Here is a 25,557-nt window from a genome sequence, read left to right as displayed (position 1 = left end):
CTAACTATCTCTCCTTGTCATTCCGGGATGCGCCGTAAAGGCGCAGGCCCGGAATCCATAACCCCGACTTGTGGTTATGGATTCCGAGCTCGCGACTTCGTCGCGCCCCGGAATGACGAGGGTGACGGGTGTTCGCCCTACTTCCCCGGCACCGTGCTCGCGCCCTCGCCGAGGTCGCGCTGCATCATCACCGTGTCGAGCCAGCGACCGAATTTCAGCCCGACATTGGGATGCGTGCCGATCATCCTGAAGCCGCCTCTGGTGTGGACGCCGATCGAGCCGGCATTGGCGGAATCGCCGATAACCGCGATCATCTGGCGGAAGCCGCGCGCCTCGCATTCGGCAATCAGCCGCTCCAGCAGCAACGAGCCGAGACCGCGGCGGTGGAAGGAGGGGTCGAGATAGATCGAGTTCTCGACCGTGAAGCGATAGGCCGGCCGCGGCCGGTAGGCGCCGGCATAGGCGTAGCCGGCGACGCGGCCGTCGAGGATGGCGACGAGATAGGGATAACCGCCGTCGATCAGCGCGCGATAGCGCCGCGTCATTTCAGTGAGGTCGGGCGGTTCCAGCTCGAACGTCGCGGTGCCCTCGCGGACGGCCTGTTGGTAGATGGCGGTGATCGCGGGAAGGTCGGCCTCAGTCGTGGGCCTGATTTCGGGTGCGGACATGAGGCAAGATTAGAGCCTTCCCGCGGCGGCCGGAAGAGGCAAGGCCGCCTCCCAACCCGTCATTGCGAGCGCAGCGAAGCAATCCAGAAATGCGTCCGCGGAGCGACTCTGGATTGCTTCGTCGCAAGAGCTCCTCGCAATGACGAGGAGAGGCCACAGCCCAAACAAAAACCCCGGCCTCTCGGCCGGGGTTCGGGTCGGTCCTCTCAGGGCTCGCGCTTAGTCGCGCTGGCCGAGGAGCTGCAACAGCAGCGTGAACAGGTTGATGAAGTTCAGGTACAGCGACAGCGCACCGGTGATGGCCGCACGTTCGGCGATGTCACCGCCGGCCGAGGCGTAGCCGTAGATGTAGTCGTTCTTCAGCCGCTGGGTATCCCAGGCGGTGAGGCCCGCGAACACCAGCACGCCGACCACCGACACGATGAACTGCAGCATCGAGCTGGCCAGGAACAGGTTGACCAGGCTGGCGATGATGATGCCGATCAGGCCCATGAACAGGAACGAGCCCATCCCGGTCAGGTCACGCTTGGTGGTGTAGCCGTAGAGGCTCAGCGCGCCGAAGGTCGCCGCGGTGATGAAGAACACCCGCACGATCGAGGTGTGCGTGAACACCAGGAAGATCGAGGACAGCGAGATGCCCATCAGCGCCGAGAACACCCAGAACAGGATCTGGGCGGTCGAGGGAGCAAGACGGTTGATGCCCGCCGAGATCACGAACACCATGGCGAGCGGCGCGAGCATGAACAGCCACTTCAGGGGGCTGACGAACATCGCGTAGCCGAACGGCGTCAGGAACAGCTTGCCGACGCGGACGGCTTCCGGGGTCGGAACGTCGGTCACGGCGGCCATGTAGACACCGAGCGCGGCGAGGCCGGTGATGGCAAGGCCAATGCTCATGTAGTTGTAGATGCGCAGCATATAGGCGCGCAGACCGGCGTCGACCGTCGCGGCGTCAACACGCCCGGCGGCCCTGCCGAAAGGAGAAGCGTAGTTACGGTCTAGGTCCGACATGGTCGAATTCCCGTTGGTTGGTCCGGTCCGGCATGAGGGTCGCCATACCGCCGGTTCGTCAAATTCTATCTCGGATACCGACGATGGCCGACTAAATTTTGGCTAACAATCGGGGGTCCGAACCCATTCGATATGTGGGAAACTAACACATTCGCTGCAACCGTCCACGCGCGGCCGAATGTCGCCCTCAGCCACAATCCTGACGAGCGGACGTGGTTAATCGCAGGAATCGTGCGATTCCGCACCCGCGCGGCCGCCCGCTACATTTTGTCACAAATTCCGCAACACCGTGGCGGGCTTTTTGTTCAACGCCAGCAGCGTGCCGGCAAGTCCAAGCCCGACGGTGACGACCAGGGCGGCCGCCACGACGCCTGCCGCGCTGCCGGCCTGCCAGATGAAGCTCAGCGTCATCAGCCGCGTCACGATCATCCAGGCCGCGATGCTGCCGGCGATCACGCCGAACACCGCGGTGGCAAGCCCGATCAGGAGGTATTCGAGCGCATAGGCGCCGAGCAGCCGCAGCCGCGTCGCGCCCAGCGTCTTCAGGATCACCGCATCGTAGACCCGGTGGCGATGGCCGGCGGCGAGCGCGCCGCCCAGCACCAGGATCGCCGAGATCAGGGTCACCGCGCTGGCGCCGCGGATCGCCAGCGCCAGATTGGTCACGACCGAGCCGACCGTCTCCATCACCTCGCGCACGCGCACGCTCGTCACCATCGGATAGGCGTCCGCGACCTGCTTGATGATCGTGCCGTCGCCCGCGGCATTGCCGCCGGCTTCCGTCAGTGTCGCGACATGGGTATGCGGCGCGCCCTTGAAGGCGTTCGGCGAGAATACGAGGACGAAATTGATGCCGAGCCCCTGCCAGTCGATGCTGCGCAGATTGCCGATCCTGGCGGGGATGTCGCGGCCGAGCACGTTGACCACGATCTCGTCGCCGAGCTTGAGGCCGAGCCCGTCGGCGATCTTCTTTTCCATCGAGACCAGGGGCGGGCCGGAATAGTCGGCGCCCCACCATTCGCCCTCGACCACCTTGGAGCCCTTCGGCAGCTCACCGGTATAGGTCAGGCCGCGGTCGCTCTGCAGCACCCATTCGGAATCCGTCGTGGGCTTGAGGTCCTCGGCGCGGACACCGCGTGCGGCGACGATGCGTCCCCGCAGCATCGGCACGTCCTCGACCTTCGCGCCCGGCGCGATCTGGCGCAGATAGCCGTCGAATTCCGCGGCCTGCGTGCTCGGAATGTCGATGAAGTAGAAGGACGGCGCGCGATCGGGGAGCGCCGCCAGGAACTGCCGGCGCAGATTGCCGTCGATCTGCGTGATGGTGACGAGCACGGCGAGCCCGAGCCCCAGCGACAGCACCACGGATGGCGTCAGCGCGCCCGGCCGGTGGATGTTGGCGATCGCAAGCCGCAGCATCGGCAGCCGGGTCCGCGGCAGCCGCCGCGCGATGGCCATCAGCAGGGCGGCGATGCCGCGGAGCATCGCGAACACGACGATCGAGGAGACGACGAACACGGCGGCGATGCGCTTGTCGAAGGAAAGTCCGATCACGACCGCGACGAGCAGGGCGACCACGACGCCCATGAAGACGAGGTAGCTCCAGCGCGGCCGGTGCCATTCGGAGCTGATGGTGTCGCGGAACAGCGCGGCCACCGGCACGTCATGGACCCGCCCGAGCGGCCACAGTCCGAAGGCGAGCGCGGTCAGCAGGCCATAGACGAAGGACAGCGCGAGCTCGTCGGCATGCAGTGCCGGCACCACCGGCAACGGCAGCAGCTTGCCGAACAGGCCGACGATGGCAAAGGGCATGGCGGCGCCGAGCGCAAGGCCGATCACCGAACCGATGGCGGCGAGCAGGATGACCTGCGCGAGATAGATGCCGAACACGTCGTGGCCCGTGGCGCCGACGGCCTTGAAGGCCGCGATCACCTCGAGCCTGCGGTCGATATGGCTCTTCACCGCATTGGCGACGCCGACGCCGCCGACCAGCAGCGCGGCGAGGCCGACCAGGGTCAGGAACTGGGTGAAACGGTTGATGTTGCGCTCAAGCTGCGGCGAGGCGTTGGAGCGGCTGCGAATCTCCCAGCCGGCCTGCGGCGCGGCGCTGCGCGCATCCGCGATGAAGGCCTCGGTGGCGCGCTCGCTGTTGGCCGCATCAGGCAGCTTCACCCGGTAGACCCAGCGCACCAGGCTGCCGGGCTGGATCAGGCCGGTGGCGCGCAGGCCCGCCTCGCTGATCAGGAAGCGCGGGCCGAAGCCGATGCCGCCGGCGAGCTTGTCGGGCTCGGCTTCGACGGTAGAGCGGATCTGGAAGGTCGCCGAGCCGATGGTGACGCGGTCGCCGGTCTTGAGCGAGAGCCGTGCGAGCAGCGTCGGATCGGCCGCCGCGCCGAACGCGCCGTCGTGCTCGGCAAGCAGGTCGGGCATCGGCAATTGCGGGGCCAGCGTCAGTTGGCCGAGCATCGGATAGGTGTCGTCGACCGCCTTCATCTCGACCAGCGCAAGCTTGCCCTCGGCCGAGCGCGCCATGCCGCGCAGGGTCGCGGCGGTCGAGACGGTGCCGCGCGAGCGCAGGAACGCGACCTCTTCCGGCTTGGCCTCGCGCTGGAACAGCACGAAGGAGACGTCGCCGCCGAGCAGCGCGCGGCCTTCGCGGGCGAGGCCGTCGGAGAGGCTCGCCGAGACCGAGCCGACGCCGGCGATCGCCATCACGCCGAGTGCAATGCAGGCGATGAAGACATAGAAGCCGCGCAGGCCCCCGCGCAGTTCGCGCAATGCGTAGCGCAGCGACAGCGCGACGCCGTTGGGCTTCGCGAACGGTTCGACCGCGGCGCTCATGCCGACGCGGACTGCGTGTCGATGCGGCCCGAGCGCAGGCGGATCACGCGATCGCAGCGATGGGCCAGCGAGGAATCGTGCGTCACCAGCACCAGGGTCATGCCGCGCTCGGCATGCTTGCTGAACAGGAGATCGACGATCTGTTTTCCCGTGGCCTCGTCGAGATTGCCGGTCGGCTCGTCGGCGACGAGGATGGCGGGATCGGGCGCCAGCGCGCGGGCGAGCGCGACGCGCTGCTGCTCGCCGCCGGAGAGCTGCGTCGGATAGTGATGCAGGCGATCGCCGAGCCCGACCGATTGCAGCTCCTGCGTCGCGCGCCTCGCGGCATCGGGATTGCCGGCGAGCTCGAGCGGCACCGCGACGTTCTCCAGCGCCGTCATGGTCGGGATCAGATGGAAGGACTGGAAGACGATGCCGACCTGGCGGCCGCGGAAGCGGGCCAGCGCGTCCTCGTCGAGGGCATTGAAAGGCGTGCCGCTCACCACCACCTCTCCGCTATCAGGACGCTCCAGCCCCGCCATCACCATCAGCAGCGTGGATTTGCCCGAACCTGACGGGCCGATCAGACCGATCGTCTCGCCCGAGGCGACCCGCAGGCTGATATCCTTGAGGATGTGAACGCGTGCCGCGCCCGTGCCCAATGAGAGATTGACGTTGGAGATGGCGATAGTGTCCGCCGCGGTGGCAGCGAGCGAAGAAGAGGAGTCGATGCGAGTGTCCATGGTCCGGTCATATGGCAACTCCGATAGCGCGGTCGAGAGGCGTTACGGATTGTTCATGCACATAGCCGTGTTGGTGCTCGCTTTGATGACGTTCGCGAACCCGGCTTGGGCGGAAGCGACAAGACCGGTCAAGCTCGTCGTTCTCGGCGATTCCCTCAGTGCCGGTCTCGGCCTTCCGGCCCAGGAGGCATTTCCCACAAAGCTCCAAAAAGCCTTGCAAGCCAAAGGCATAGCGGTCGACATGACCAATGCCGGGGTGTCCGGCGACACCTCCTCCGGCGGGCGCGACCGGCTCGACTGGTCGGTGCCGGATGGAACCGACGGCGTCATCGTCGAGCTCGGCGCCAACGACGCGCTGCGCGGCATCGATCCCGACTTGACGCGGGCGGCGCTGAGCGAGATCGTGACGCGGCTCAAGGCACGCAAGATCGCGGTGATGCTCTGCGGCATGCTGGCGCCGCCGAACTACGGGGCCGACTATGCCGCGCGCTTCAATTCGATTTATCCGGATCTGGCGAAGAAATTCGACGTACCGCTCTATCCGTTCTTCCTCGACGGCGTTGCGGCCGACGCCAAGCTCAACCAGGCCGACGGCATTCATCCGACCGCGGCCGGCGTCGACATCATCGTCGGCAACATCATGCCCACCGTGGAGGCATTCCTTGGCACGATAGCTGAGCAACGGCGTTGAAAAGCAGGCAACGCCAACCGTAATTCCCAGGGTTTTACGGGGTCAAGGCGCGGCATGCTTCGCAGAGTCACACAACTGCGATAGGAATCAGGTTACCGGTGATTCGTCGCCGGCTCTAATTTGGATATGGTCCTGCTTCAGGGACTGTACCCAAGCATCGGGAGTGCTGAACGATGCCGCGTTTGTTCACGGGTCTGGAAATCCCGGCCGAGATCGGCCACTCGCTTTCCAACTTGAGGGGCGGCCTCCCCGGCGCCCGCTGGATCGATCCCGAAAATTATCACGTCACCTTGCGCTTCATCGGCGATATCGACGGCGTCTCCGCCAACGAGATCGCCTCGATGCTGTTTCGCGTCGACCGCAAGCCGTTCGAGGTGAAGGTGCAGGGGCTGACGAGTTTCGGCGGCCGCAAGCCGAGGGCAGTCGTTGCGACGATCGCGCCGAGCAAGCCGCTGATGGAATTGCAGGCCGAGCTCGAACGCATGATGCAGCGGATCGGTCTCGATCCCGAGGGGCGCAAATTCATCCCGCATGTCACGCTGGCCCGTCTGCACGACGCCTCCGACCGCGACGTCGCCGACTATCTCTCGCTGCGCGGCTACTTCCCGAGTAAAGCCTTCATGGCCGAACGTTTCGTGCTGTTCTCCTCGCGCGCCTCCACCGGCGGCGGGCCGTATGTCGTCGAGGACGCCTACGAGCTGTGTGACTGAGATCGCTCCCGTGCCCCGGCCGCAGAGCCGAGGCCCAGCGTTCTGCGATGAACGAAATTTGGCGATGAACGAAACAGTGGGTCCCTGATCGGCGCAGCGGCGTTGCAAGCCGCAGCGCGTCCGGGACACGAAAGCGCATACCTCTGACCTCAATTCACGGCTTGCAATTTCCGCCCGTCTCTGGCGGTAAAGGGCCATGCTCTCGACCCCCAGTTCCACATTCCGCGAGGCCTATCAGGCCGAGATCGCCTCAGGCGCGATCGAGCCCGATGCCGCGCAGGCCGAGGTCGCCGAGGCCTATGCGGCGCTCGACCAGCGGCTCGCAAGCTACAAGCCGCAGCGCAAGCAGGGTCTGCTCAGCCGCCTGTTCAGCAGTGACAAGGATGAGGCGCCGCGCGGGCTCTACATCCATGGCGAGGTTGGCCGCGGCAAGACCATGCTGATGGATATGTTCTTCCAGCACTCAACCGTCGAGCACAAGCGGCGCGCGCATTTCCACGAATTCATGGCGGAAGCGCATGAGCGCATCTACGACTATCGCCAGAGCATCGCGCGCGGCGAGATCGCCGACGGCGACGTCATCACGCTGACCGCGAATGCGATCTTCGAGGAGAGCTGGCTGCTCTGCTTCGACGAATTCCACGTCACCGACATCGCGGACGCGATGATCCTCGGCCGCCTGTTCGCAAAGCTGTTCGAGCTTGGCACCGTGGTGGTCGCGACCTCCAACGTCGCGCCCGACGATCTCTACAAGGGCGGCCTGAACCGGTCGCTGTTCCTGCCCTTCATCAAGCAGATCACCGACCACATGGACGTCGCGCGGCTCGATGCGCGCACCGACTTCCGCCTGGAGAAGCTTCAGGGCGTGCCGATGTGGCTGACGCCGGCGGATGCCGACGCCGATGCAGCTCTCGACCGCGCCTGGTCGAGGATGTCAGGCGGCGCCAGATGCAAGTCGCGCGACATTTCGATCAAGGGGCGCATCCTGCACGTGCCGTGCTCGGCCCATGGCGTCGCGCGCTTTTCGTTTGCCGATCTCTGCGAGAAGCCGCTCGCGGCATCCGACTACCTCAGGCTCGCGCACGACTATCACACCATCCTGGTCGACCATATTCCAGTGATGGACTTCTCCCAGCGCAACGCCGCCAAGCGCTTCATCACGCTGATCGACACGCTCTATGACAATGCGGTGAAGCTGATGGCCTCGGCCGATGCCAACCCGATCTCGCTCTATCTCGCCCACGAGGGCAACGAGGCCAACGAGTTCAAGCGGACGGCGTCGCGTCTGATCGAAATGAGCTCGGAATCCTATCTGGCGCTGCCCCACGGCCGCAAGGATTCCACCGCCAGCGGCTCCACCAAGGGCCTGGTGGAGACTTAAGTCCTATCTCGTCACCCTTTCCGCCGTCATTCCGGGGCGCGACGAAGTCGCGAGCCCGGAATCCATAACCACGATCGGGAGTATGGATTCCGGGCTCGTCGCTTCGCGACGCCCCCGGAATGACGCTGGGGTATGCTGGCTGCTATCGCGGCAAGCCCGACAATTGGGCATCCACCGACTTGAACGGGGGAGGCGAAAGGGATAACCACCCGTCTCAGTTTTCCCCTCCTTACGTGTCTAAAAGGACAGGTTCACATGGCGCGCGACAAGATTGCTTTGATTGGCTCTGGTCAGATCGGCGGAACGCTGGCTCATCTCATCGGCTTGAAAGAGCTGGGCGACGTCGTGATGTTCGACATCGCCGAGGGCGTGCCGCAGGGCAAGGCGCTCGACATCGCGCAGTCCTCGCCGGTCGACGGCTTCGACGCGCACTACACCGGCGCGAACTCCTACGAAGCGCTCGATAACGCCAAGGTCTGCATCGTCACCGCCGGCGTGCCGCGCAAGCCCGGCATGAGCCGCGACGACCTTCTCTCCATCAACCTCAAGGTCATGGAGCAGGTCGGTGCCGGCATCAAGAAGTACGCTCCCGACGCCTTCGTCATCTGCATCACCAACCCGCTCGACGCGATGGTGTGGGCGCTCCAGAAGGCCTCGGGCCTGCCGCACAGGAAGGTCGTCGGCATGGCCGGCGTGCTGGATTCGGCGCGCTTCCGCTACTTCCTGGCCGACGAGTTCAACGTCTCCGTTGAAGACGTTACCGCCTTCGTGCTCGGCGGCCATGGCGACACCATGGTGCCGCTGGTGAAGTACTCCACCGTCGCCGGCATTCCGCTGCCCGACCTCGTCAAGATGGGCTGGACCTCGCAGGCGCGCCTCGACGAGATCGTCGACCGCACCCGCAACGGCGGTGCCGAGATCGTCAATTTGCTCAAGACCGGCTCGGCCTTCTACGCGCCTGCGGCGTCCGCGATCGCGATGGCCGAGAGCTATCTGCGTGACAAGAAGCGCGTGCTGCCCTCGGCCGCCTACCTCAACGGCGAATACGGCGTGAAGGACATGTATGTCGGCGTGCCCGTCGTGATCGGCGCCAAGGGCGTCGAGCGCGTGGTCGAGATCGAACTCGCCGGCAAGGACCGCGAAGCCTTCGACAAGTCGGTCGGCGCCGTGCAGGGCCTGGTCGATGCCTGCAAGAAGATCGCCCCCGATCTTCTCGGCCGCTAGGGCGCAAACAATCCCGCCGAAGATCGAAAGCCGGTCTTCGGCGGTTTCATTTCCGGGCCCGGCTGCAATCCTTGTTGAAGGCTTGGACGGGTTCCGGCTCAATAGTCCAGAGATCTCGAAGTCAAAGAATCCGGGTTGCAGTTCCTGTGGTATATGGTATGCCAGCCACAAGACTGAGGTGGGCCCAAGAGGTCACCGCCCGCGGGTTCAGGGAGCGACCATATGAATATCCATGAATATCAGGCCAAAGCGCTGCTCAGCGAGTTCGGCGTTCCGATCTCCAAGGGCGTGCCCGTCCTGAAGCCCACTGACGCGGAAGCCGCCGCCAAGGCGCTCCCGGGCCCGGTCTGGGTGGTGAAGAGCCAGATCCATGCCGGCGGCCGCGGCAAGGGCAAGTTCAAGGAAGCCTCTGCCGGCGACAAGGGTGGCGTCCGCATCGCCAAGTCGGCCGCCGAGGTCTCCGAGTTCGCCAAGCAGATGCTGGGCGCCACCCTCGTGACCGTGCAGACCGGCCCCGCCGGCAAGCAGGTCAACCGCCTCTACATCGAGGACGGCTCTGACATCGAGAAGGAGTTCTATCTCTCGATCCTGGTCGACCGCGAGACCTCGCGCGTCTCCTTCGTCGTGTCGACCGAGGGCGGCGTCAACATCGAAGACGTCGCGCACAATAGCCCTGAGAAGATCGTCACCTTCTCGGTCGATCCCGCCACCGGCATCATGGGCCATCACGGCCGCACGGTCGCGAAGGCGCTGAACCTGTCCGGCGATCTCGCCAAGCAGGCCGAGAAGCTCACCGCGCAGCTCTACGCCGCCTTCGTCGCCAAGGACATGTCGATGCTGGAGATCAACCCGCTGGTCGTGACCAAGCAGGGCCAGCTCCGCGTGCTCGACGCCAAGGTCTCGTTCGACGACAATGCGCTGTTCCGTCACCCCGAGGTGCTCGCGCTGCGCGACGAGACCGAGGAAGACGCCAAGGAAATCGAGGCGTCGAAATACGACCTCAACTACGTCACCCTCGACGGCAACATCGGCTGCATGGTCAACGGCGCCGGTCTCGCCATGGCGACGATGGACATCATCAAGCTCTACGGCATGGCGCCGGCGAACTTCCTCGACGTCGGCGGCAGCGCCAGCAAGGAAAAGGTCGCGGCCGCGTTCAAGATCATCACCGCGGATCCCAACGTGAAGGGCATCCTGGTCAATATCTTCGGTGGCATCATGAAGTGCGACGTGATCGCCGAAGGCGTCACCGCCGCCGTGCGCGAGGTCGGCCTCAGCGTGCCGCTGGTGGTTCGTCTCGAAGGGACCAATGTCGAGCTCGGCAAGAAGATCATCCGTGAATCCGGCCTGAACGTGGTGCCGGCCGACAATCTCGACGCCGCCGCGCAGAAGATCGTGAAGGCCGTCAAGGGAGGCTAGAGCCATGCCCCAGGACCATCTCGCCGCATCATCTCCGCTTGCAGAGCACGCGCGCCTCGCCGCGTTCGCCGGCGAATGGAATGGCGAAGAGGTGGTCTTCCCGTCGCGCTGGACTGCCGGCGGGCCGGCGACCTCTCACGTCGTCGCGCGCATGGACCTCAACGGGTTCTATCTGATTCAGGACTCGGTCCAGATGCGCGACGGCAAGCAGATCTTCGCCAGCCACGGCATCTTCACCTACGACCGCGACGACCGGACCTACAAATTGTTCTGGTACGATTCGCTCGGCTACACGCCGCCCTCGCCCGCTTCCGGCGGGTGGGTCGGCAAGACCCTGACGCTGGTGCGCGGCTCGCTCCGCGGCAATGCGCGCCACGTCTACGAGATCATCGACGACAATTCCTATTCGTTGAAGATCCAGTTCTCGCCGGACGCGGAAGGCTGGGCCGACGTGCTCACCGGCGTCTACCGCCGCATCCACTGACCTCTCACTGTTAGTTTCGCGAAAGCAGACCTCATGTCCATCCTGATCGACAAGAACACCAAGGTCATCTGCCAGGGCTTCACCGGCAAGAACGGCACCTTCCACTCGGAGGCCGCGATTGCCTATGGCACCAAGATGGTCGGCGGCACCTCGCCGGGCAAAGGCGGCTCGACGCATCTGGGACTGCCGGTGTTCGACACCGTGCGCGATGCGCGTGAGAAGACCGGCGCCGATGCGTCGGTGATTTACGTGCCGCCGCCGGGCGCAGCCGACGCGATCTGCGAAGCCATCGATGCCGAGATCCCGCTGATCGTCTGCATCACCGAGGGCATCCCGGTCGTCGACATGGTGCGCGTGAAGCGCTCGCTGATCGGCTCCAAGTCGCGCCTGATCGGGCCGAACTGCCCGGGCGTCATGACCGCCGGCGAGTGCAAGATCGGCATCATGCCGGCCAACATCTTCAAGACCGGCAGCGTCGGCATCGTCTCCCGCTCGGGCACGCTGACCTACGAGGCGGTGTTCCAGACCTCGCAGGAGGGCCTCGGCCAGACCACGGCCGTCGGCATCGGCGGCGACCCGGTCAAGGGAACCGAATTCATCGACGTGCTGGAGATGCTGCTCGCCGACCCCAAGACCGAGTCGATCATCATGATCGGCGAGATCGGCGGTTCCGCCGAGGAGGACGCCGCCCAGTTCCTCAAGGACGAGGCCAAGCGCGGTCGCAAGAAGCCGATGGTCGGCTTCATCGCCGGCGTCACCGCACCTCCCGGCCGCCGCATGGGCCATGCCGGCGCGATCATTTCGGGCGGCAAGGGCGACGCCGGTTCCAAGACCGAAGCGATGAAATCGGCTGGAATTTCCGTCTCTCCGTCCCCCGCGCGCCTCGGCCACACGCTTGCCGAAAAGTTGAAGGGCTAATTCACTTCTTCGTGCTTTTCCGGGCGAAGTTTCGCAGCAAATAGGGTAAATGGTGCCAGCCGCGTCGGGCCTCTGCCGGGGAGCCCGACGCCAGCGCCGTTTGTTATGCGCGAACCGAAATCGCCAGGAACTCAAGTATGTCTCGCCAGGACGCGAACGCAGCCTTTGCCCTCTCATCCTTTTTGCAGGGCACCAACGCCACCTACATCGACGAAATCTACGCCCGCTACGAGAAGGATCCGTCCTCGGTCGACGCCGAGTGGCAGGAGTTCTTCAAGAGCCTGAAGGACCAGCCGGACGACGTCCGCAGGAACGCCGAGGGCCCGTCCTGGGAGCGCGCCAACTGGCCGCTGACCCCGCAGGACGACCTCACCTCCGCGCTCGACGGCAACTGGGCGGAAGTCGAGAAGGCGGTCGGCGGCAAGATCGCCGCCAGGGCGCAGGCCAAGGGCGCCGACATCTCCTCCGCCGACGTGCTTCAGGCGACGCGCGACTCCGTCCGCGCCCTGATGCTGATCCGCTCCTACCGCATGCGCGGCCATTTCCACGCCAAGCTCGACCCGCTCGGGATCGAGGCTCAGCGCAACCGCGAAGAGCTCGATCCGCGCACCTACGGGTTCAGTGAAGCCGATTTCGACCGCAAGATCTTCCTCGATCACGTGCTCGGTCTCGAATACGCCACGCTGCGCGAGATCACCGCGATCTGCGAGCGCACCTACTGCCAGACGCTTGGCGTCGAGTTCATGCATATCAGCAATGCTGCGCAGAAGGCCTGGATCCAGGAGCGCATCGAGGGTCCGGACAAGGAGATCTCGTTCACCCGCGAAGGTCGCCGCGCGATCCTGATGAAGCTGGTCGAAGCCGAAGGCTTTGAAAAATTCTGCGACACCAAGTTCACCGGTACCAAGCGTTTCGGTCTCGACGGCGGCGAGTCGCTGATCCCGGCGCTCGAGCAGATCATCAAGCGCGGCGGCAATCTCGGCGTGAAGGAAGTCGTGCTCGGCATGCCGCATCGCGGCCGCCTCAATGTGCTGACCCAGGTGATGGGCAAGGCGCATCGCGCGCTGTTCCACGAGTTCAAGGGCGGCTCGGCCAACCCTGACGCGGTCGAAGGCTCCGGCGACGTCAAATATCACCTCGGCGCCTCCTCGGACCGCGAGTTCGACGGCAACCGCATCCATCTGTCGCTGACCGCCAACCCCTCGCATCTCGAGATCGTCGATCCCGTGGTGCTCGGCAAGGTCCGCGCCAAGCAGGACCAGCACGGCGATCCGCCGGACATGCGCATCTCCGTCATGCCGCTCCTGATGCATGGCGACGCGGCGTTCGCCGGCCAGGGCGTGGTCGCGGAATGCTTCGGCCTGTCGGACCTGAAGGGCTACCGCACCGGCGGCTCCGTGCACTTCATCGTCAACAACCAGATCGGCTTCACCACCTATCCGCGTTATTCGCGTTCTTCGCCTTACCCGTCGGACGTGGCGAAGATGATCGATGCGCCGATCTTCCACGTCAACGGCGACGATCCGGAAGCCGTCGTGTTCGCGGCCAAGGTCGCGACCGAGTTCCGGCAGAAATTCCACAAGCCGGTCGTCATCGACATGTGGTGTTATCGCCGTTACGGCCACAACGAGGGCGACGAGCCGGCGTTCACGCAGCCCGTGATGTACAAGCGGATCGCGGCCCATCCCTCGACCCTCACTCTCTACTCCAAGCGCCTGATCGCCGAGGGCGTGGTCACCGAGGGTGAGGTCGACAAGCTGAAGGCCGACTGGCGCGCGCGGCTCGATGCCGAGTTCGAGGCCGGCACCTCCTACAAGCCGAACAAGGCCGACTGGCTCGACGGCAAGTGGTCCGGCTTCAAGATCGCCGATCAGGAAGAGGACGCGCGCCGCGGCGTCACCGGCGTTGATCTTCCGATCCTCAAGGACATCGGCCGCAAGATCACCAAGGTGCCGGACGGCTTCCGCGTCCACCGCACCATCCAGCGCTTCCTGGAAAACCGCTCCAAGGCGATCGACAGCGGCAACGGCATCGACTGGGCGACCGGCGAGGCGCTGGCGTTCTGCACGCTGCTCAACGAAAACCACCATGTCCGCCTGTCCGGACAGGATTCCGAGCGCGGCACCTTCTCGCAGCGTCACTCGGTCCTGATCGACCAGGAGGACGAGAGCCGCTACACGCCGTTCAACCATCTCGGCCACGAGCAGGGCCATTACGAGGTCATCAACTCGCTGCTGTCGGAAGAGGCCGTGCTCGGCTTCGAATACGGCTATTCGCTCGCCGAGCCGAACACGCTGACCTTGTGGGAAGCCCAGTTCGGCGACTTCGCCAACGGCGCGCAGGTCGTGTTCGACCAGTTCATCTCCTCGGGTGAGCGCAAATGGCTGCGCATGTCCGGCCTCGTCTGCCTGCTGCCGCATGGCTATGAGGGCCAGGGACCGGAGCACTCCTCGGCGCGTCTGGAGCGTTACCTGCAGATGTGCGCCGAAGACAACATGCAGGTGGTCTATCCGACCACGCCGGCGAACTACTTCCACGCGCTGCGGCGCCAGCTCCACCGCGAGATCCGCAAGCCGCTGATCATGATGACGCCGAAGTCGCTGCTGCGCCACAAGCGGGCGGTGTCGCGTCTCGAGGAGCTCGCGAAGGGCACGACCTTCCATCGCATCCTCTATGATGACGCCCAGATGCAGCCGACCGAGGCGACCAAGCTCGTTTCCGACGAGAAGATCCGCCGCATCGTGCTCTGCTCCGGCAAGGTCTATTACGACCTCTACGAGGAGCGCGAGAAGCGCGGCATCGACGACATCTATCTGATGCGCGTCGAGCAGCTCTATCCGGTGCCGTTGAAGGCGCTGGTGATCGAGCTGTCCCGCTTCAAGAAGGCCGAAGTCGTGTGGTGCCAGGAAGAGCCCCGCAACATGGGTGCCTGGCACTTCATCGAGCCCTATCTGGAATGGGTGCTGAACCAGGTGCACGGTGTGAGCCGGCGTCCGCGTTATGTCGGCCGCGCCGCCTCCGCCGCGACCGCCACGGGTCTGATGTCCAAGCATCAGGCGCAGCTGAAGGCGTTCCTGGACGAAGCGTTGAGCTGAGAAGTTTTTAAGACGCTGTCATTGCCCGCGAAGGCGGGCAATCCAGTACGCCGCGGCGTTCGTGATCAAAACGAACGCCGCGGCGTACTGGATGCCCCGCCTTCGCGGGGCATGACGTATGAATTCATGACCGCACCGGCGATCTCCTTAAGGAAAAGACCATGACTGAAATTCGTGTGCCGACGCTCGGCGAATCCGTCACCGAGGCCACCATCGGCCGCTGGTTCAAGAAGGCCGGCGATCCCGTCGCCGTCGACGAGCCCTTGGTGGAGCTCGAGACCGACAAGGTCACCATCGAAGTCCCGGCGCCCTCCGCCGGCACGCTGAGCGAGATCATCGCCGCCGATGGCGCCACCGTCGCGGTCGGCGCGCTGCTCGGCCAGATCACCGATGGTGCCGGCGCTGCGAAGCCCGCCGCCGCGCCCGCCAAGCCTGCCGCTGCGCCGGCTGCTGCCGCCGCTCCCGCGCCGGCTCCGGCTGCGAAGGCGCCGCCGGCCGATGCGCCGCTCGCCCCATCCGTGCGCAAGCTGTCGGCCGAAACCGGCATCGACGCCTCCACCGTTCCGGGCTCCGGCAAGGACGGCCGCGTCACCAAGGGCGACATGCTCGCCGCGATCGAGCGCGCGGCCTCGGCGCCGACCCCGGTCAACCAGCCCGCCGCCGCCGTGCAGGTCCGCGCACCGTCGCCGGCCGATGACGCCGCCCGCGAAGAGCGCGTCAAGATGACCCGCCTGCGCCAGACCATCGCGCGCCGTCTCAAGGACGTGCAGAACACCGCGGCCATGCTCACGACCTTCAACGAGGTCGACATGACCAACGTCATGGCGCTGCGCGCCCACTACAAGGATGCGTTCGAGAAGAAGCACGGCGCCAAGCTCGGCTTCATGGGCTTCTTCACCAAGGCCGTCGTGCAGGCGCTGAAGGACATCCCGGCCGTGAACGCCGAGATCGACGGTACCGACCTGATCTACAAGAACTACTACCACATCGGCGTCGCCGTCGGCACCGACAAGGGCCTGGTCGTCCCCGTGGTGCGCGACTGCGACCACAAGTCGATCTCCGACATCGAGAAGGGCATTGCCGATTTCGGCCGCCGCGCCCGTGACGGCCAGCTCAAGATCGACGAGATGCAAGGCGGCACCTTCACCATCACCAATGGCGGCATCTACGGCTCGCTGATGTCGACCCCGATCCTGAACGCGCCGCAGTCCGGCATCCTCGGCATGCACAAGATCCAGGAACGGCCGATGGTCGTCGGCGGCAAGATCGAGGTGCGCCCGATGATGTATCTGGCGCTGTCCTACGATCACCGCGTGATCGACGGCAAGGAAGCCGTCACCTTCCTGGTCCGCGTCAAGGAGAGCCTGGAAGATCCGGCGCGGCTGGTGCTCGATCTCTAAGCGAGGCCGCCATGCACGAGCCGTCGCTCTCCGATGCGCTGCTTTCCATGGTGCCATTCCTGTTTGTCACCTTTGTCCTCTTCCTCGTCGCGATTCCGATCAGCCGCAGGAAGGGGAAAGGTGTCGGCTTCGCCATGTGGTGCCTGATCCCGTTCGTCAGTTTCTTTGTTCTGCTCCATCTGGTGAGCTTGACGGACAAGTCCGTGCTGGATCGTTTGGCAGCTCTTGAAGGCAAGACGTCGTAGTGCGCTCGAACTCGTGGGGACTGATGTGATGGATAAAGTCGTTGTCATCACCGGCGGCAGCCGCGGCATCGGGCGGGCGACCGCGATTGCGGCGGCCGCGCGCGGTTATCGCGTCGTGGTCGGCTATGCCAGCAACAAGCAGGCTGCGGGCGAGGTCGTCGCCCAGATCGCGGCGAGCAACGGCAAGGTGATCGCGGTGAAATGCGATGTCGCCGAAGAAAGCGACATCCTCGAACTGTTCAAGGCGGCCGACAAGTTCGGCACGTTAGGGGCGCTCGTCAACAATGGCGGCATCGTCGGCAAGAGCGGCGTGCGCGTCGACGAGATGTCGGCCGAGCGCATCCAGCGCGTCATGGCGGTCAACGTCACCGGCTCCATCCTCTGCGCGCGCGAGGCGGTGAAGCGGATGTCGACCAAGCACGGCGGCAAGGGCGGCGTCATCGTCAACCTGTCGTCGGTCGCCGCCAAGCTCGGCTCACCCAACACCTATGTCGATTATGCGGCCTCCAAGGGCGCGATCGATTCCTTCACCATCGGTCTCGGCTATGAGGTCGCGGGCGAAGGCATCCGTGTCGCCGGCATTCGCCCCGGCCTGATCGACACCGAAATCCACGCCGCCGGCGGCGAGCCCGACCGCGCCCATCGTCTGGCCCATCTGGTGCCGATGAAGCGCGTCGGCACCGCCGAGGAAATCGCCAACGCCATCGTCTGGCTGATGTCGGACGATGCCTCCTACGTCACCTCTGCCATTCTCGATGTGTCCGGCGGACGCTGACGCGCCGCGCGGACGCTGACACATCCTCATCACGCCAAACTTACGGGACTTCCTCTCATGGCTACCTACGATCTCGTCGTCATCGGCACCGGACCGGGCGGTTATGTCTGCGCGGTGCGCGCAGCCCAGCTCGGCATGAAAGTCGCCGTGGTCGAAAAGAACGCAACCCTCGGCGGCACCTGCCTCAATGTCGGCTGCATGCCGTCGAAGGCGCTGCTGCACGCCTCCGAGATGTTCGAGGAAGCCGGCCATTCCTTCGCGAAAATGGGCGTGAGCGTTTCCGCGCCGAAGCTCGATTTGCCGTCGATGATGAACTTCAAGCAGCAGGGCATCGACGGCAACGTCAAGGGCGTCGAGTTCCTGATGAAGAAGAACAAGATCGACGTGCTCAAGGGCGCCGGCAAGATCCTCGGCACCGGCAAGGTCGAAGTCTCCGCCGACGGCAAATCGCAGGTGGTCGAGACCAGGAACATCGTGATCGCCACCGGCTCGGACATCGCGCGTCTCAAGGGCATCGAGATCGACGAGAAGCGCATCGTGTCGTCGACCGGCGCGCTGTCGCTGGAGAAAGTGCCGGGCAGATTGCTGGTGATCGGCGCCGGCGTGATCGGCCTCGAGCTCGGCTCGGTGTGGCGCAGACTCGGCTCCGAAGTCATGGTCGTCGAATTCCTCGACCGCATCCTGCCCGGCATGGACGGCGAGATCGCCAAGCAATTCCAGCGCATCCTGGAAAAGCAGGGCTTTGCGTTCAAGCTCGGCTCGAAGGTCACTGGCGTCGAAGTGAACAGCAAGGCACTGCTTGCGAAAATCGAACCGGCTGCGGGTGGCGCGGCCGAGACCATCGAGGCCGACGTCGTGCTCGTCTGCATCGGTCGCGTGCCGTACACGGATGGATTGGGACTGAAGGAAGCCGGCGTTGCGCTCGACAATCGCGGTCGCGTGCAGATCGATCCGCATTTCGCCACCAGCCTGAAGGGCGTCTATGCCATCGGCGACGTCGTCGCAGGCCCGATGCTCGCGCACAAGGCCGAGGATGAAGGCGTTGCGGTCGCGGAGATCATCGCGGGACAGGCCGGCCACGTGAACTACGACGTTATCCCAAGCGTCGTGTATACCACGCCGGAAGTGTCCTCCGTCGGCAAGACCGAGGAGGAACTGAAGCAGGCCGGTGTCGCCTATACGGTCGGGAAGTTTCCCTTCACCGCCAACGGCCGCTCCAAGGTCAACCAGACCACCGACGGCTTCGTGAAGATTCTCGCAGATGCGAAGACTGATCGCGTGCTCGGCGTGCACATTATCGGCCGCGAAGCCGGCGAAATGATCCATGAGGCCTGCGTTCTCATGGAATTTGGCGGCAGCGCGGAAGATCTCGCCCGCACCTGCCACGCGCACCCGACCCGCTCGGAAGCGGTCAAGGAAGCCGCGCTTGCAGTCGGCAAGCGGGCTATCCATATGTAGCCGCGCGCCCAGCGCCGAATCGGGCGGGAAACACATGCTGCGCCGCCTTCTTCAACCGGTCTGGGTCCTGCTTGCGATCATCTTCCTGATCGAAGCGTGGCTGTGGGACCATCTCGAGCCGATCGTTGCCAAGGTCGTCGCAGCCATCCCGCTCGCGCGCTTCAAGCAATGGCTGACGACGCGCGTCGATGCGCTGTCGCCGGCCATGACGCTGATCGTGTTCGCGGTCCCCATCGTCCCGCTGTTCCCGCTCAAGCTGGTCGGCCTGTGGCTGCTCGCGCATGAATATTGGGCGAGCGCCCTCTTCACCATCCTGTTCGCAAAGCTGCTCGGCGTTGGCGTCACCGCCTTCGTGTTCGACGTCACGCGCGACAAGCTGCTGGAGATGCACTGGTTCGAGCGGATCTACGATCTGGTGCTGAAGGTGCGCGCCAAGGCCGCCGAGCTGGTCGATCCGATCAAGCGGCGCATCCGCGAGCTGATCGCCGGCAACGGCGAAGGCTGGTCCGCCCGCACGCTCCGCCTGATCCAGCGCTTCCGCAAGAGCGTGCACGAAGCGCGCTAGCTGCCCATCACGTACTCGGTGTCATCGCCCGGCTTGACCGGGCGATCCAGTATTCCAGAGACAGAGAGATTAGAACCGAGAGGCCGCGGCGTACTGGATGCCCCGGTCAAGCCGGGGCATGACACTGTCTGTGTGGCATCAAGCCACGCGTCTCACCGCCCCTCAATGCAAATGCAGCAGATGCGGCCACCACAGGCCGAGCGCGGTCATGATGAGGCCGGCGAGCGTCAAAACGCCGCCGACATAGGCCAGCGCGAACATGCCGGTGATGATCGTGGCCGAGGCCAGCACGATGCCGATCTGGAAGGCGGCCGAGGCCAGCTCGAAGTGATGGTACTTCGCGGTCGCCTCGTCGCGCGCGTGCTCGGCATGCTTGGCCTTCTCGGCGAGCTGCTCGGTGCCTTCGCCGGTTTCGGGCTCTGAGCGGTAGCGCTGCGCGGTCTTGGTCCAGTCGTCGATCTGCTTCTGCACCGCCGCTCTCACGGCAGCGTCTTCGGGCAGGGAGCCCAGCGTGAGCTTGCCCTGCTCGACCGCGGTCACCACCACGGTGCGGCGGATGCTCTTGGCCTGGAAGAACGCCCAGAGGTTGGCGGCTTCGACGTTCTTGCTGATCGATTCGGTCTGGGCGCCCTTGCCGAGCGTCTCCGAGATCGCCAGGAACAGCGCCAGAACGGCAATCAGGAGCGCAATCTTCTTGTTTGAGCCGGACGCGTGTTCGGCGTGCTCGGCATGCTCCATGCTTTCATGTGCGCTCATATTTCTCTCCTGCCTATTTACCAACGATTGACCGAACCGCGCGACCGGCGCAAGTGGCAAGCGCCATGGCGGTTGCAATTAATGGTTTCGCGTTCAGGCTGCTCTAGTCCTGTCACATGACCACAGCGGAATTCATCGCAGCCTGCTTCTGGCCCTTCGTCATCATCGCCGTATTTGCGCTGCTGAAGGCCCGCAACACCAAGGCCTTTCCGTACCTCGGCAAGATCGTGTTCGCGGTCGCCGTCGTCTACCTTGGCCTGTTGCCGTTTTATGAAAAGAGCTCGATCATCGCGGTCAACGACGTCCATGTCGGCCTCGTTTTCGTGGGGTTGGCTATCGCCGGCTCTCAGCTCTGGCAGCCTCAGCTCTATGGCTCATGGCGCGACAAGGCGAAGCCGCTCGCCTCGATGATCCTGATCGTGCTGCTCGGCAGCGGCCTTGCATGGTATGCCGGGCGGATGCTGTTTCTCGATCACCTGACGTCCCGGCTCGCGATCGAAGGACGTGTCGATCGTGCGTGGAGGTCAGGTAGCAGCCGCAAGGCGGACTATCTCGTCCGCATCGCAAACCAAACGGTGAAGGTCACGGAGCCGCTCTATGAGCGCCTGGAGAAATTCAGGCCGATGGTCCGCGTCGAGGTCGGACGCGGCTCGAACTACGTCTATGATATCGAGTATCTCTCGAATTGAGTCGCTGTGTCACCGCCGCGGATGCGCGCTCGCATAGACCTCGAGCAATCGCTCCGAATCGATGCCGGTATAGATCTGCGTGGTCGAGAGCGAGGAATGACCGAGCAATTCCTGGATCGCGCGCAGATCGCCGCCGCGCGATAGCAGATGCGTGGCGAAGGAATGGCGAAGCGCATGCGGCGTGGCGCTGTCCGGCAGGCCGAGCGCGCCGCGCAGCCGCTCCATCGCGAGCTGGATGATGCGCGGGCTGAGCGGCCCGCCGCGCGCGCCGACGAAGATGGGACCTTCCGTCGGCAACGGATACGGACACATCGCGACGTACTCATGCACGAGTTCAAGTACGTTCTGAAGCACCGGCACCATGCGGGTCTTGTTGCCTTTGCCGGTGACGACGAGCACGTCGCCTTCGCCGGGACGCGGCACCTCGCGGCGCTTCAGGCCGAGCGCTTCGGAGATGCGCAGGCCTGATCCATACAAGAGCGCCATCACCGCGGCGTCGCGCGCCAAAATCCACGTCTCGCGTTCCTCGCCGGCGCGTTCGTCGGCATCCGCAAGGCGTTTGGCCGAGGCCATCGGCAGCGGCTTTGGCAGGCTCTTGGCGACCTTCGGCGCGCGGATCGCCGACAACGCGCCGACCTTGCCCTTTCCCTCACGCTCGAGGAAGCGGCCAAACGAGCGCAGGCCTGCCAGCGCGCGCATCAGCGAGCGGCCGGCAATGTCGTCGGCGCGGCGCATCGCCATGAAGGCGCGGATGTCGGTGGCTTCCAGCGACGCAAAACGGGCGAGCGTCACGCGTTCGCCCCAATGACTGCAAAGGAAATCCAGGCACTGCCGCAAGTCGCGGCCATAGGCCTCCAGCGTCTTCGGCGACAGCCGCCGCTCGGCGCCGAGATGCGACAGCCAGCGCGTCATCTCCTGCGCGATGTCAGGATCGGCGCTGGCGAGCTCGATTTGGGGTGCGGCCGCTTTGCTCATGCGCTCTGGACGTAATGATTCCGCACAGTATATCGCATCATACTCGTTTATCGTTCGCTAAGGCCGGCCCGTGGCGCTAGCCTTCAGGCCCCGGGTTCCGATTCTCCCTCCAAAGACCATTGATGGATCATTCCTCGCGCAGCACGACCATCCCCGCCAACGCGATCCGCATGGTCGACGTGCTGGTGCCGGTCGCGCTCGACCAGACCTATTCCTACAAGGTGCCGCGCGGGATGGAGCTGAAGGCGGGCGATCTCGTCGGTGTGCCGCTCGGCCCGCGCGAGGTGCTGGCGGTGGTCTGGGGAGAAAATGCCAATCCCGATCCGCGCCTGCACAACCGGCTCAAGGAGGTCAACGAGAAGCTCGACATCCCGCCGCTGAAGGGCGAGTTGCGCTCGGTGGTCGACTGGGTCGCCAATTACACGCTGAGCCCGCGCGGCATGGTGCTGCGCATGTGCCTGCGGATGGGCGAGAACTTGGGCCCCGAGCGGGTGCGTCCCGGCGTGCGCCTGGTCGGCGATCCGCCGCGGCGGCTGACGCCGGCGCGGCAGCGCGTGATCGAGGTGCTGTCGGACCGCCTGCTGCACGGCAAGTCCGAGGCCGCCAAGGAAGCCGGTGTCTCGGCCGGCGTGATCGACGGCCTCGTCGACGAGGGCACGCTCACGGTCGAGCCGATGCCGCCGCCTCCGCCGCCGCCGGCCCCCGATCCGGAGTTCGGCCGGCCGGATTTTTCGCCGCTCCAGCGCGCTGGCGTGGATGCGATGCGCGCGCTCGCGGCCAACGGCACCTTCCACGTCGCGCTGCTCGACGGCGTCACTGGCTCGGGCAAGACCGAGGTCTATTTCGAGGCCGTTGCGGAAACGATCCGCCGCGGAAAACAGTCGCTGATCCTGATGCCGGAGATCGCGCTGACCGGCCAGTTCCTCGACCGCTTCGCGCAACGGTTTGGCGTGCGGCCGATCGAATGGCACTCCGAGCTCACCCCGCGCACCCGCGCGCGCAATTGGGCGGCGATCTCCGAAGGCAGCGCGCCGGTCGTGGTCGGGGCGCGCTCGGCGCTGTTCCTGCCCTATGCCAATCTCGGCCTCATCGTGGTCGATGAAGAGCACGACCAGGCCTACAAGCAGGACGACGGCGTGCACTATCACGCCCGCGACATGGCGGTGGTGCGGGCGCATATCGCCAAGATTCCGATCGTGCTGGCGTCCGCCACGCCCTCGGTCGAGTCCGAGGTCAATGCGCGCAAGAACCGCTATCAGCGCATCGCACTGCCCTCGCGCTTCGGCGGCCAGCACATGCCGCATATCGAGGCGATCGATCTGCGCCGCGAGCCGCCGGCGCGCGGTCGCTTCATCTCGCCGCGGCTGGCGGGCGAAATCAAGATCGCAATCGAGCGGCGCGAGCAGGCGCTGCTGTTCCTCAATCGCCGCGGCTATGCGCCGCTGACGCTGTGCCGCGGCTGCGGTCACCGCTTCGCCTGCACCATCTGCGACGCCTGGCTGGTCGATCATCGGTTTCGCCAGCGCCTGGTCTGTCACCATTGCGGCTTCTCGATGCCGCGCCCCCATATCTGTCCGAACTGCTCCGCGGAGGAATCACTGGTGGCGGTGGGGCCCGGCGTCGAGCGCTTGCAGGAGGAGGCGGCCGCGCTGTTCCCAGACGCGCGCACCATGGTGCTGTCCAGCGACCTCATCACCTCGATCGAGACGATGCGCAGTGAGCTCGCCGAGATCGCGGAGGGCCGCGTCGACATCATCATCGGCACGCAGCTTGTCGCCAAGGGCCACAATTTTCCGCGGCTCAATCTGGTCGGCGTGGTCGATGCGGATCTCGGCCTGTCCAACGGCGATCCGCGCGCGGCGGAACGCACCTGGCAATTGCTCAACCAGGTGATCGGCCGCGCCGGACGCGAGCAGGGCCGCGGCGTCGGCTATCTCCAGACCCACCAGCCCGACCATCCCGTGATGAAGGCGCTGATCGCCTGCGATCGCGAGGCCTTTTACGACAGCGAGATCGACCTGCGCGAGCGCACCCTCTATCCGCCGTTCGGACGGCTCGCGAGCCTGATCATCTCGGCAGGCGATCGCCCGAGCGCCGAAGGTTTGGGTCGCCGTCTCGTCGCGCTCGCGCCGCGCGACGAGCGCGTGGTCGTGCTGGGGCCGGCGGAAGCCCCGCTCGCGGTGATCAAGGGCCGCTACCGCTTCCGCATCCTGGTGAAATCGGCGCGCGGCTTCGACCTGTCCGACTATCTGCGCAACTGGCTCGCCGTCAGCCCGAAGCCGAAGGGGAACCAAAAGCTCGAAGTCGACGTCGATCCGCAGAGCTTTTTGTAGCCACTGTCATTCCGGGGCGCGCGAAGCGCGAGCCCGGAATCCATTTCACCGCGGTCACTGCCGCCCGATGGATTCCGGGTTCACGCTTCGCGTGCCCCGGAATGACGCCAAACAAAAAGCCCGCCGTCCCCCAAGACGGCGGGCTTGTTTTGCCCGTGCTGATCTCGCCGCTCACAGGTCCATGCGGACGATGACGAGATCTGCGTTTGTTGAGATGAGGCGCTCGAAGCGCGCCTTAGGAGACGACTTCCGCGGTGACGCGGCCGACACCGGCGCCGGTAAGGCCGATGGCGCGGGCAGCGCCCGTGGAGAGGTCGAGCACTCGGCCGCGAATGAAGGGGCCGCGGTCATTGATGGTGACGACGACGCTCTGGCCGCCATGGGTGACGCGCAGCTTGGTGCCGAACGGCAGCGAACGGTGCGCGGCGGTCATGGCGTTCTGGTTGAAGCGCTGGCCCGAGGCGGTCCGGCTGCCGGACTCGTTGCCGTAATAGGAGGCCATGCCGGAGAAGCTGCGGCCGGTGCCCGACGACGGCGTCATCGACGCATTGGCGCTGCGCCAATCGGAGCCGGAGTTGGTGTCGGTCTGGGCGTGGTGGCGATGATGCCGGTGATGCCTGGATTTCGCGGACGCTTCGGTGGCAGTTCCACCGACGAGGAGAGTTGCGGCGACGAAAGCGATCGCCGTGCGCGGCCGGGTCACGATGCCCAGCGTCTTCAAAGACAGCATTTAGTGGTCCCTAAGCTAGTATTGCCACATATGTGGCCAGTGGAGCCCCCGTAAGTCTGTGAGCGGTTTGGCGTTTCGATTCTCAATGAGGCGTGAATTGGGCAGTAAATCTGTTCTGTGTCGTCATGAAACATCTTGTGACTGGCACCGATGTTGCAGCGGATGTTCCGCAATCCCTTTCTTTAATGATTTATTAATCATTCGATTACTATCGAATACTGTAGAGTGAAGTCATCGCGCCCCGAGTTTAGAATTGGGTAAGTATTCGGAACTGGCGGGCGCCCCGTCCGGGGTCACGCCTCAGCGATCCGTGTTCATGGCCGCTATGCGCTGAGGGCGGGAACGAATGTGCGACGAGCTGCCGGAAGGCGCGGCTCAATTCCGTGGCGTGGCAAGTTGCCGTCGCGCGCGTCGGGGGACTGCGACGAACTGGCGACAAAACCCCATGCCTTTAATTTGGCGTCATG

General features: G+C 65.0%; 22 protein-coding genes. 15 read left to right on the top strand and 7 right to left on the bottom strand.

Going from position 1 to position 25,557, the window contains the following annotated elements; all coding sequences use genetic code 11:
- Positions 1-137: 137 nt before the first annotated feature.
- The 4 genes from GPL20_RS17440 to GPL20_RS17425 all read right to left on the bottom strand — a co-directional run bounded on the left by GPL20_RS17440 (position 138) and on the right by GPL20_RS17425 (position 5,242).
- Positions 138-668 (bottom strand): GNAT family N-acetyltransferase, encoded by a 531-nt coding sequence (locus GPL20_RS17440; protein ID WP_157330751.1) that lies wholly within the window; start codon positions 666-668, stop codon positions 138-140.
- Between the two features lie 219 nt (positions 669-887).
- Positions 888-1,679 carry a Bax inhibitor-1/YccA family protein gene (locus GPL20_RS17435; protein ID WP_025575992.1) on the bottom strand — a complete coding sequence of 264 codons (792 nt, stop codon included), beginning with the start codon at positions 1,677-1,679 and terminating at the stop codon, positions 888-890.
- Between the two features lie 270 nt (positions 1,680-1,949).
- A complete protein-coding gene (locus GPL20_RS17430) occupies positions 1,950-4,520 on the bottom strand; it encodes an ABC transporter permease (RefSeq protein ID WP_157330750.1) in 2,571 nt (856 codons plus the stop codon).
- Positions 4,517-5,242, bottom strand: coding sequence for an ABC transporter ATP-binding protein (locus GPL20_RS17425; RefSeq protein WP_157330749.1), 726 nt, complete (start codon positions 5,240-5,242; stop codon positions 4,517-4,519). The genes GPL20_RS17430 and GPL20_RS17425 overlap by 4 nt, the downstream gene beginning before the upstream one ends.
- Before the next feature lie 55 nt (positions 5,243-5,297).
- Here GPL20_RS17425 and GPL20_RS17420 point away from each other — a divergent pair, with 55 nt between their 5' ends.
- The 13 genes from GPL20_RS17420 to GPL20_RS17360 all read left to right on the top strand — a co-directional run bounded on the left by GPL20_RS17420 (position 5,298) and on the right by GPL20_RS17360 (position 19,607).
- Positions 5,298-5,933, top strand: a complete 636-nt coding sequence (locus tag GPL20_RS17420; RefSeq protein ID WP_167533073.1) for an arylesterase — start codon at positions 5,298-5,300, stop codon at positions 5,931-5,933.
- Between the two features lie 173 nt (positions 5,934-6,106).
- Positions 6,107-6,643: an RNA 2',3'-cyclic phosphodiesterase gene (thpR, locus tag GPL20_RS17415; protein WP_157330747.1), complete on the top strand. Its 537-nt coding sequence runs from the start codon at positions 6,107-6,109 to the stop codon at positions 6,641-6,643.
- Between the two features lie 196 nt (positions 6,644-6,839).
- Positions 6,840-8,024, top strand: a complete 1,185-nt coding sequence (zapE, locus tag GPL20_RS17410; RefSeq protein ID WP_157330746.1) for a cell division protein ZapE — start codon at positions 6,840-6,842, stop codon at positions 8,022-8,024.
- Positions 8,025-8,279: 255 nt separating this feature from the next.
- The gene (gene mdh / locus GPL20_RS17405; RefSeq protein ID WP_157330745.1) at positions 8,280-9,248 is read left to right on the top strand and encodes a malate dehydrogenase; all 969 of its coding nucleotides are present in this window, start codon (positions 8,280-8,282) and stop codon (positions 9,246-9,248) included.
- A gap of 222 nt (positions 9,249-9,470) precedes the next feature.
- Complete coding sequence (gene sucC / locus GPL20_RS17400) at positions 9,471-10,667, top strand: ADP-forming succinate--CoA ligase subunit beta (protein ID WP_157330744.1); 1,197 nt, start codon at positions 9,471-9,473, stop codon at positions 10,665-10,667.
- Between the two features lie 4 nt (positions 10,668-10,671).
- On the top strand, positions 10,672-11,151 hold the full coding sequence (locus GPL20_RS17395) for a DUF1579 family protein (RefSeq protein WP_157330743.1): 480 nt from the start codon (positions 10,672-10,674) through the stop codon (positions 11,149-11,151).
- 33 nt (positions 11,152-11,184) lie between these two features.
- Complete coding sequence (gene sucD / locus GPL20_RS17390; RefSeq protein WP_157330742.1) at positions 11,185-12,069, top strand: succinate--CoA ligase subunit alpha; 885 nt, start codon at positions 11,185-11,187, stop codon at positions 12,067-12,069.
- Between the two features lie 137 nt (positions 12,070-12,206).
- The gene (locus GPL20_RS17385; RefSeq protein WP_157330741.1) at positions 12,207-15,164 is read left to right on the top strand and encodes a 2-oxoglutarate dehydrogenase E1 component; all 2,958 of its coding nucleotides are present in this window, start codon (positions 12,207-12,209) and stop codon (positions 15,162-15,164) included.
- Between the two features lie 161 nt (positions 15,165-15,325).
- Positions 15,326-16,564 (top strand): 2-oxoglutarate dehydrogenase complex dihydrolipoyllysine-residue succinyltransferase, encoded by a 1,239-nt coding sequence (gene odhB / locus GPL20_RS17380; protein WP_157330740.1) that lies wholly within the window; start codon positions 15,326-15,328, stop codon positions 16,562-16,564.
- An 11-nt stretch (positions 16,565-16,575) separates the two neighbouring features.
- A complete protein-coding gene (locus GPL20_RS17375; RefSeq protein WP_157330739.1) occupies positions 16,576-16,809 on the top strand; it encodes a hypothetical protein in 234 nt (77 codons plus the stop codon).
- Positions 16,810-16,834: 25 nt separating this feature from the next.
- The gene (locus tag GPL20_RS17370) at positions 16,835-17,584 is read left to right on the top strand and encodes an SDR family oxidoreductase (protein WP_254126124.1); all 750 of its coding nucleotides are present in this window, start codon (positions 16,835-16,837) and stop codon (positions 17,582-17,584) included.
- Positions 17,585-17,641: 57 nt separating this feature from the next.
- Complete coding sequence (gene lpdA, locus GPL20_RS17365; RefSeq protein WP_157330737.1) at positions 17,642-19,042, top strand: dihydrolipoyl dehydrogenase; 1,401 nt, start codon at positions 17,642-17,644, stop codon at positions 19,040-19,042.
- Between the two features lie 34 nt (positions 19,043-19,076).
- The gene (locus GPL20_RS17360; protein ID WP_157330736.1) at positions 19,077-19,607 is read left to right on the top strand and encodes a hypothetical protein; all 531 of its coding nucleotides are present in this window, start codon (positions 19,077-19,079) and stop codon (positions 19,605-19,607) included.
- Between the two features lie 162 nt (positions 19,608-19,769).
- Here the strand turns inward: GPL20_RS17360 and GPL20_RS17355 are convergent, their stop codons facing one another.
- On the bottom strand, positions 19,770-20,363 hold the full coding sequence (locus GPL20_RS17355; protein WP_157330735.1) for a DUF4337 domain-containing protein: 594 nt from the start codon (positions 20,361-20,363) through the stop codon (positions 19,770-19,772).
- A gap of 116 nt (positions 20,364-20,479) precedes the next feature.
- Between GPL20_RS17355 and GPL20_RS17350 the strand changes: the two genes are divergently transcribed.
- Entirely contained in the window at positions 20,480-21,052 is a 573-nt protein-coding gene (locus GPL20_RS17350; RefSeq protein WP_157330734.1) for a hypothetical protein, read from the top strand.
- Between the two features lie 9 nt (positions 21,053-21,061).
- Here GPL20_RS17350 and GPL20_RS17345 read toward each other — a convergent pair whose 3' ends face one another.
- Positions 21,062-22,027, bottom strand: a complete 966-nt coding sequence (locus tag GPL20_RS17345; protein ID WP_157330733.1) for a tyrosine recombinase XerC — start codon at positions 22,025-22,027, stop codon at positions 21,062-21,064.
- Positions 22,028-22,149: 122 nt separating this feature from the next.
- Between GPL20_RS17345 and GPL20_RS17340 the strand changes: the two genes are divergently transcribed.
- On the top strand, positions 22,150-24,360 hold the full coding sequence (locus GPL20_RS17340) for a primosomal protein N' (protein WP_157330732.1): 2,211 nt from the start codon (positions 22,150-22,152) through the stop codon (positions 24,358-24,360).
- A gap of 235 nt (positions 24,361-24,595) precedes the next feature.
- On the opposite strand, the gene GPL20_RS17335 is transcribed toward GPL20_RS17340, so the two are convergent.
- Complete coding sequence (locus GPL20_RS17335) at positions 24,596-25,090, bottom strand: septal ring lytic transglycosylase RlpA family protein (protein ID WP_157330731.1); 495 nt, start codon at positions 25,088-25,090, stop codon at positions 24,596-24,598.
- Between the last annotated feature and the right edge of the window lie 467 nt (positions 25,091-25,557).

The organism is Bradyrhizobium cajani (assembly GCF_009759665.1).
Taxonomy (GTDB): Bacteria; Pseudomonadota; Alphaproteobacteria; order Rhizobiales; family Xanthobacteraceae; genus Bradyrhizobium; species Bradyrhizobium cajani.
This window is presented reverse-complemented; position numbering and strand designations above follow the sequence as displayed.

Coding starts and splice junctions, on each gene's coding strand:
- GPL20_RS17440 (WP_157330751.1), bottom strand. CDS start 668: ATGTCCGCACCCGAAATCAGGCCCACGACTGAGGCCGACCTTCCCGCG.
- GPL20_RS17435 (WP_025575992.1), bottom strand. CDS start 1,679: ATGTCGGACCTAGACCGTAACTACGCTTCTCCTTTCGGCAGGGCCGCC.
- GPL20_RS17430 (WP_157330750.1), bottom strand. CDS start 4,520: ATGAGCGCCGCGGTCGAACCGTTCGCGAAGCCCAACGGCGTCGCGCTG.
- GPL20_RS17425 (WP_157330749.1), bottom strand. CDS start 5,242: ATGGACACTCGCATCGACTCCTCTTCTTCGCTCGCTGCCACCGCGGCG.
- GPL20_RS17420 (WP_167533073.1), top strand. CDS start 5,298: ATGCACATAGCCGTGTTGGTGCTCGCTTTGATGACGTTCGCGAACCCG.
- thpR (WP_157330747.1), top strand. CDS start 6,107: ATGCCGCGTTTGTTCACGGGTCTGGAAATCCCGGCCGAGATCGGCCAC.
- zapE (WP_157330746.1), top strand. CDS start 6,840: ATGCTCTCGACCCCCAGTTCCACATTCCGCGAGGCCTATCAGGCCGAG.
- mdh (WP_157330745.1), top strand. CDS start 8,280: ATGGCGCGCGACAAGATTGCTTTGATTGGCTCTGGTCAGATCGGCGGA.
- sucC (WP_157330744.1), top strand. CDS start 9,471: ATGAATATCCATGAATATCAGGCCAAAGCGCTGCTCAGCGAGTTCGGC.
- GPL20_RS17395 (WP_157330743.1), top strand. CDS start 10,672: ATGCCCCAGGACCATCTCGCCGCATCATCTCCGCTTGCAGAGCACGCG.
- sucD (WP_157330742.1), top strand. CDS start 11,185: ATGTCCATCCTGATCGACAAGAACACCAAGGTCATCTGCCAGGGCTTC.
- GPL20_RS17385 (WP_157330741.1), top strand. CDS start 12,207: ATGTCTCGCCAGGACGCGAACGCAGCCTTTGCCCTCTCATCCTTTTTG.
- odhB (WP_157330740.1), top strand. CDS start 15,326: ATGACTGAAATTCGTGTGCCGACGCTCGGCGAATCCGTCACCGAGGCC.
- GPL20_RS17375 (WP_157330739.1), top strand. CDS start 16,576: ATGCACGAGCCGTCGCTCTCCGATGCGCTGCTTTCCATGGTGCCATTC.
- lpdA (WP_157330737.1), top strand. CDS start 17,642: ATGGCTACCTACGATCTCGTCGTCATCGGCACCGGACCGGGCGGTTAT.
- GPL20_RS17360 (WP_157330736.1), top strand. CDS start 19,077: ATGCTGCGCCGCCTTCTTCAACCGGTCTGGGTCCTGCTTGCGATCATC.
- GPL20_RS17355 (WP_157330735.1), bottom strand. CDS start 20,363: ATGAGCGCACATGAAAGCATGGAGCATGCCGAGCACGCCGAACACGCG.
- GPL20_RS17350 (WP_157330734.1), top strand. CDS start 20,480: ATGACCACAGCGGAATTCATCGCAGCCTGCTTCTGGCCCTTCGTCATC.
- GPL20_RS17345 (WP_157330733.1), bottom strand. CDS start 22,027: ATGAGCAAAGCGGCCGCACCCCAAATCGAGCTCGCCAGCGCCGATCCT.
- GPL20_RS17340 (WP_157330732.1), top strand. CDS start 22,150: ATGGATCATTCCTCGCGCAGCACGACCATCCCCGCCAACGCGATCCGC.
- GPL20_RS17335 (WP_157330731.1), bottom strand. CDS start 25,090: ATGCTGTCTTTGAAGACGCTGGGCATCGTGACCCGGCCGCGCACGGCG.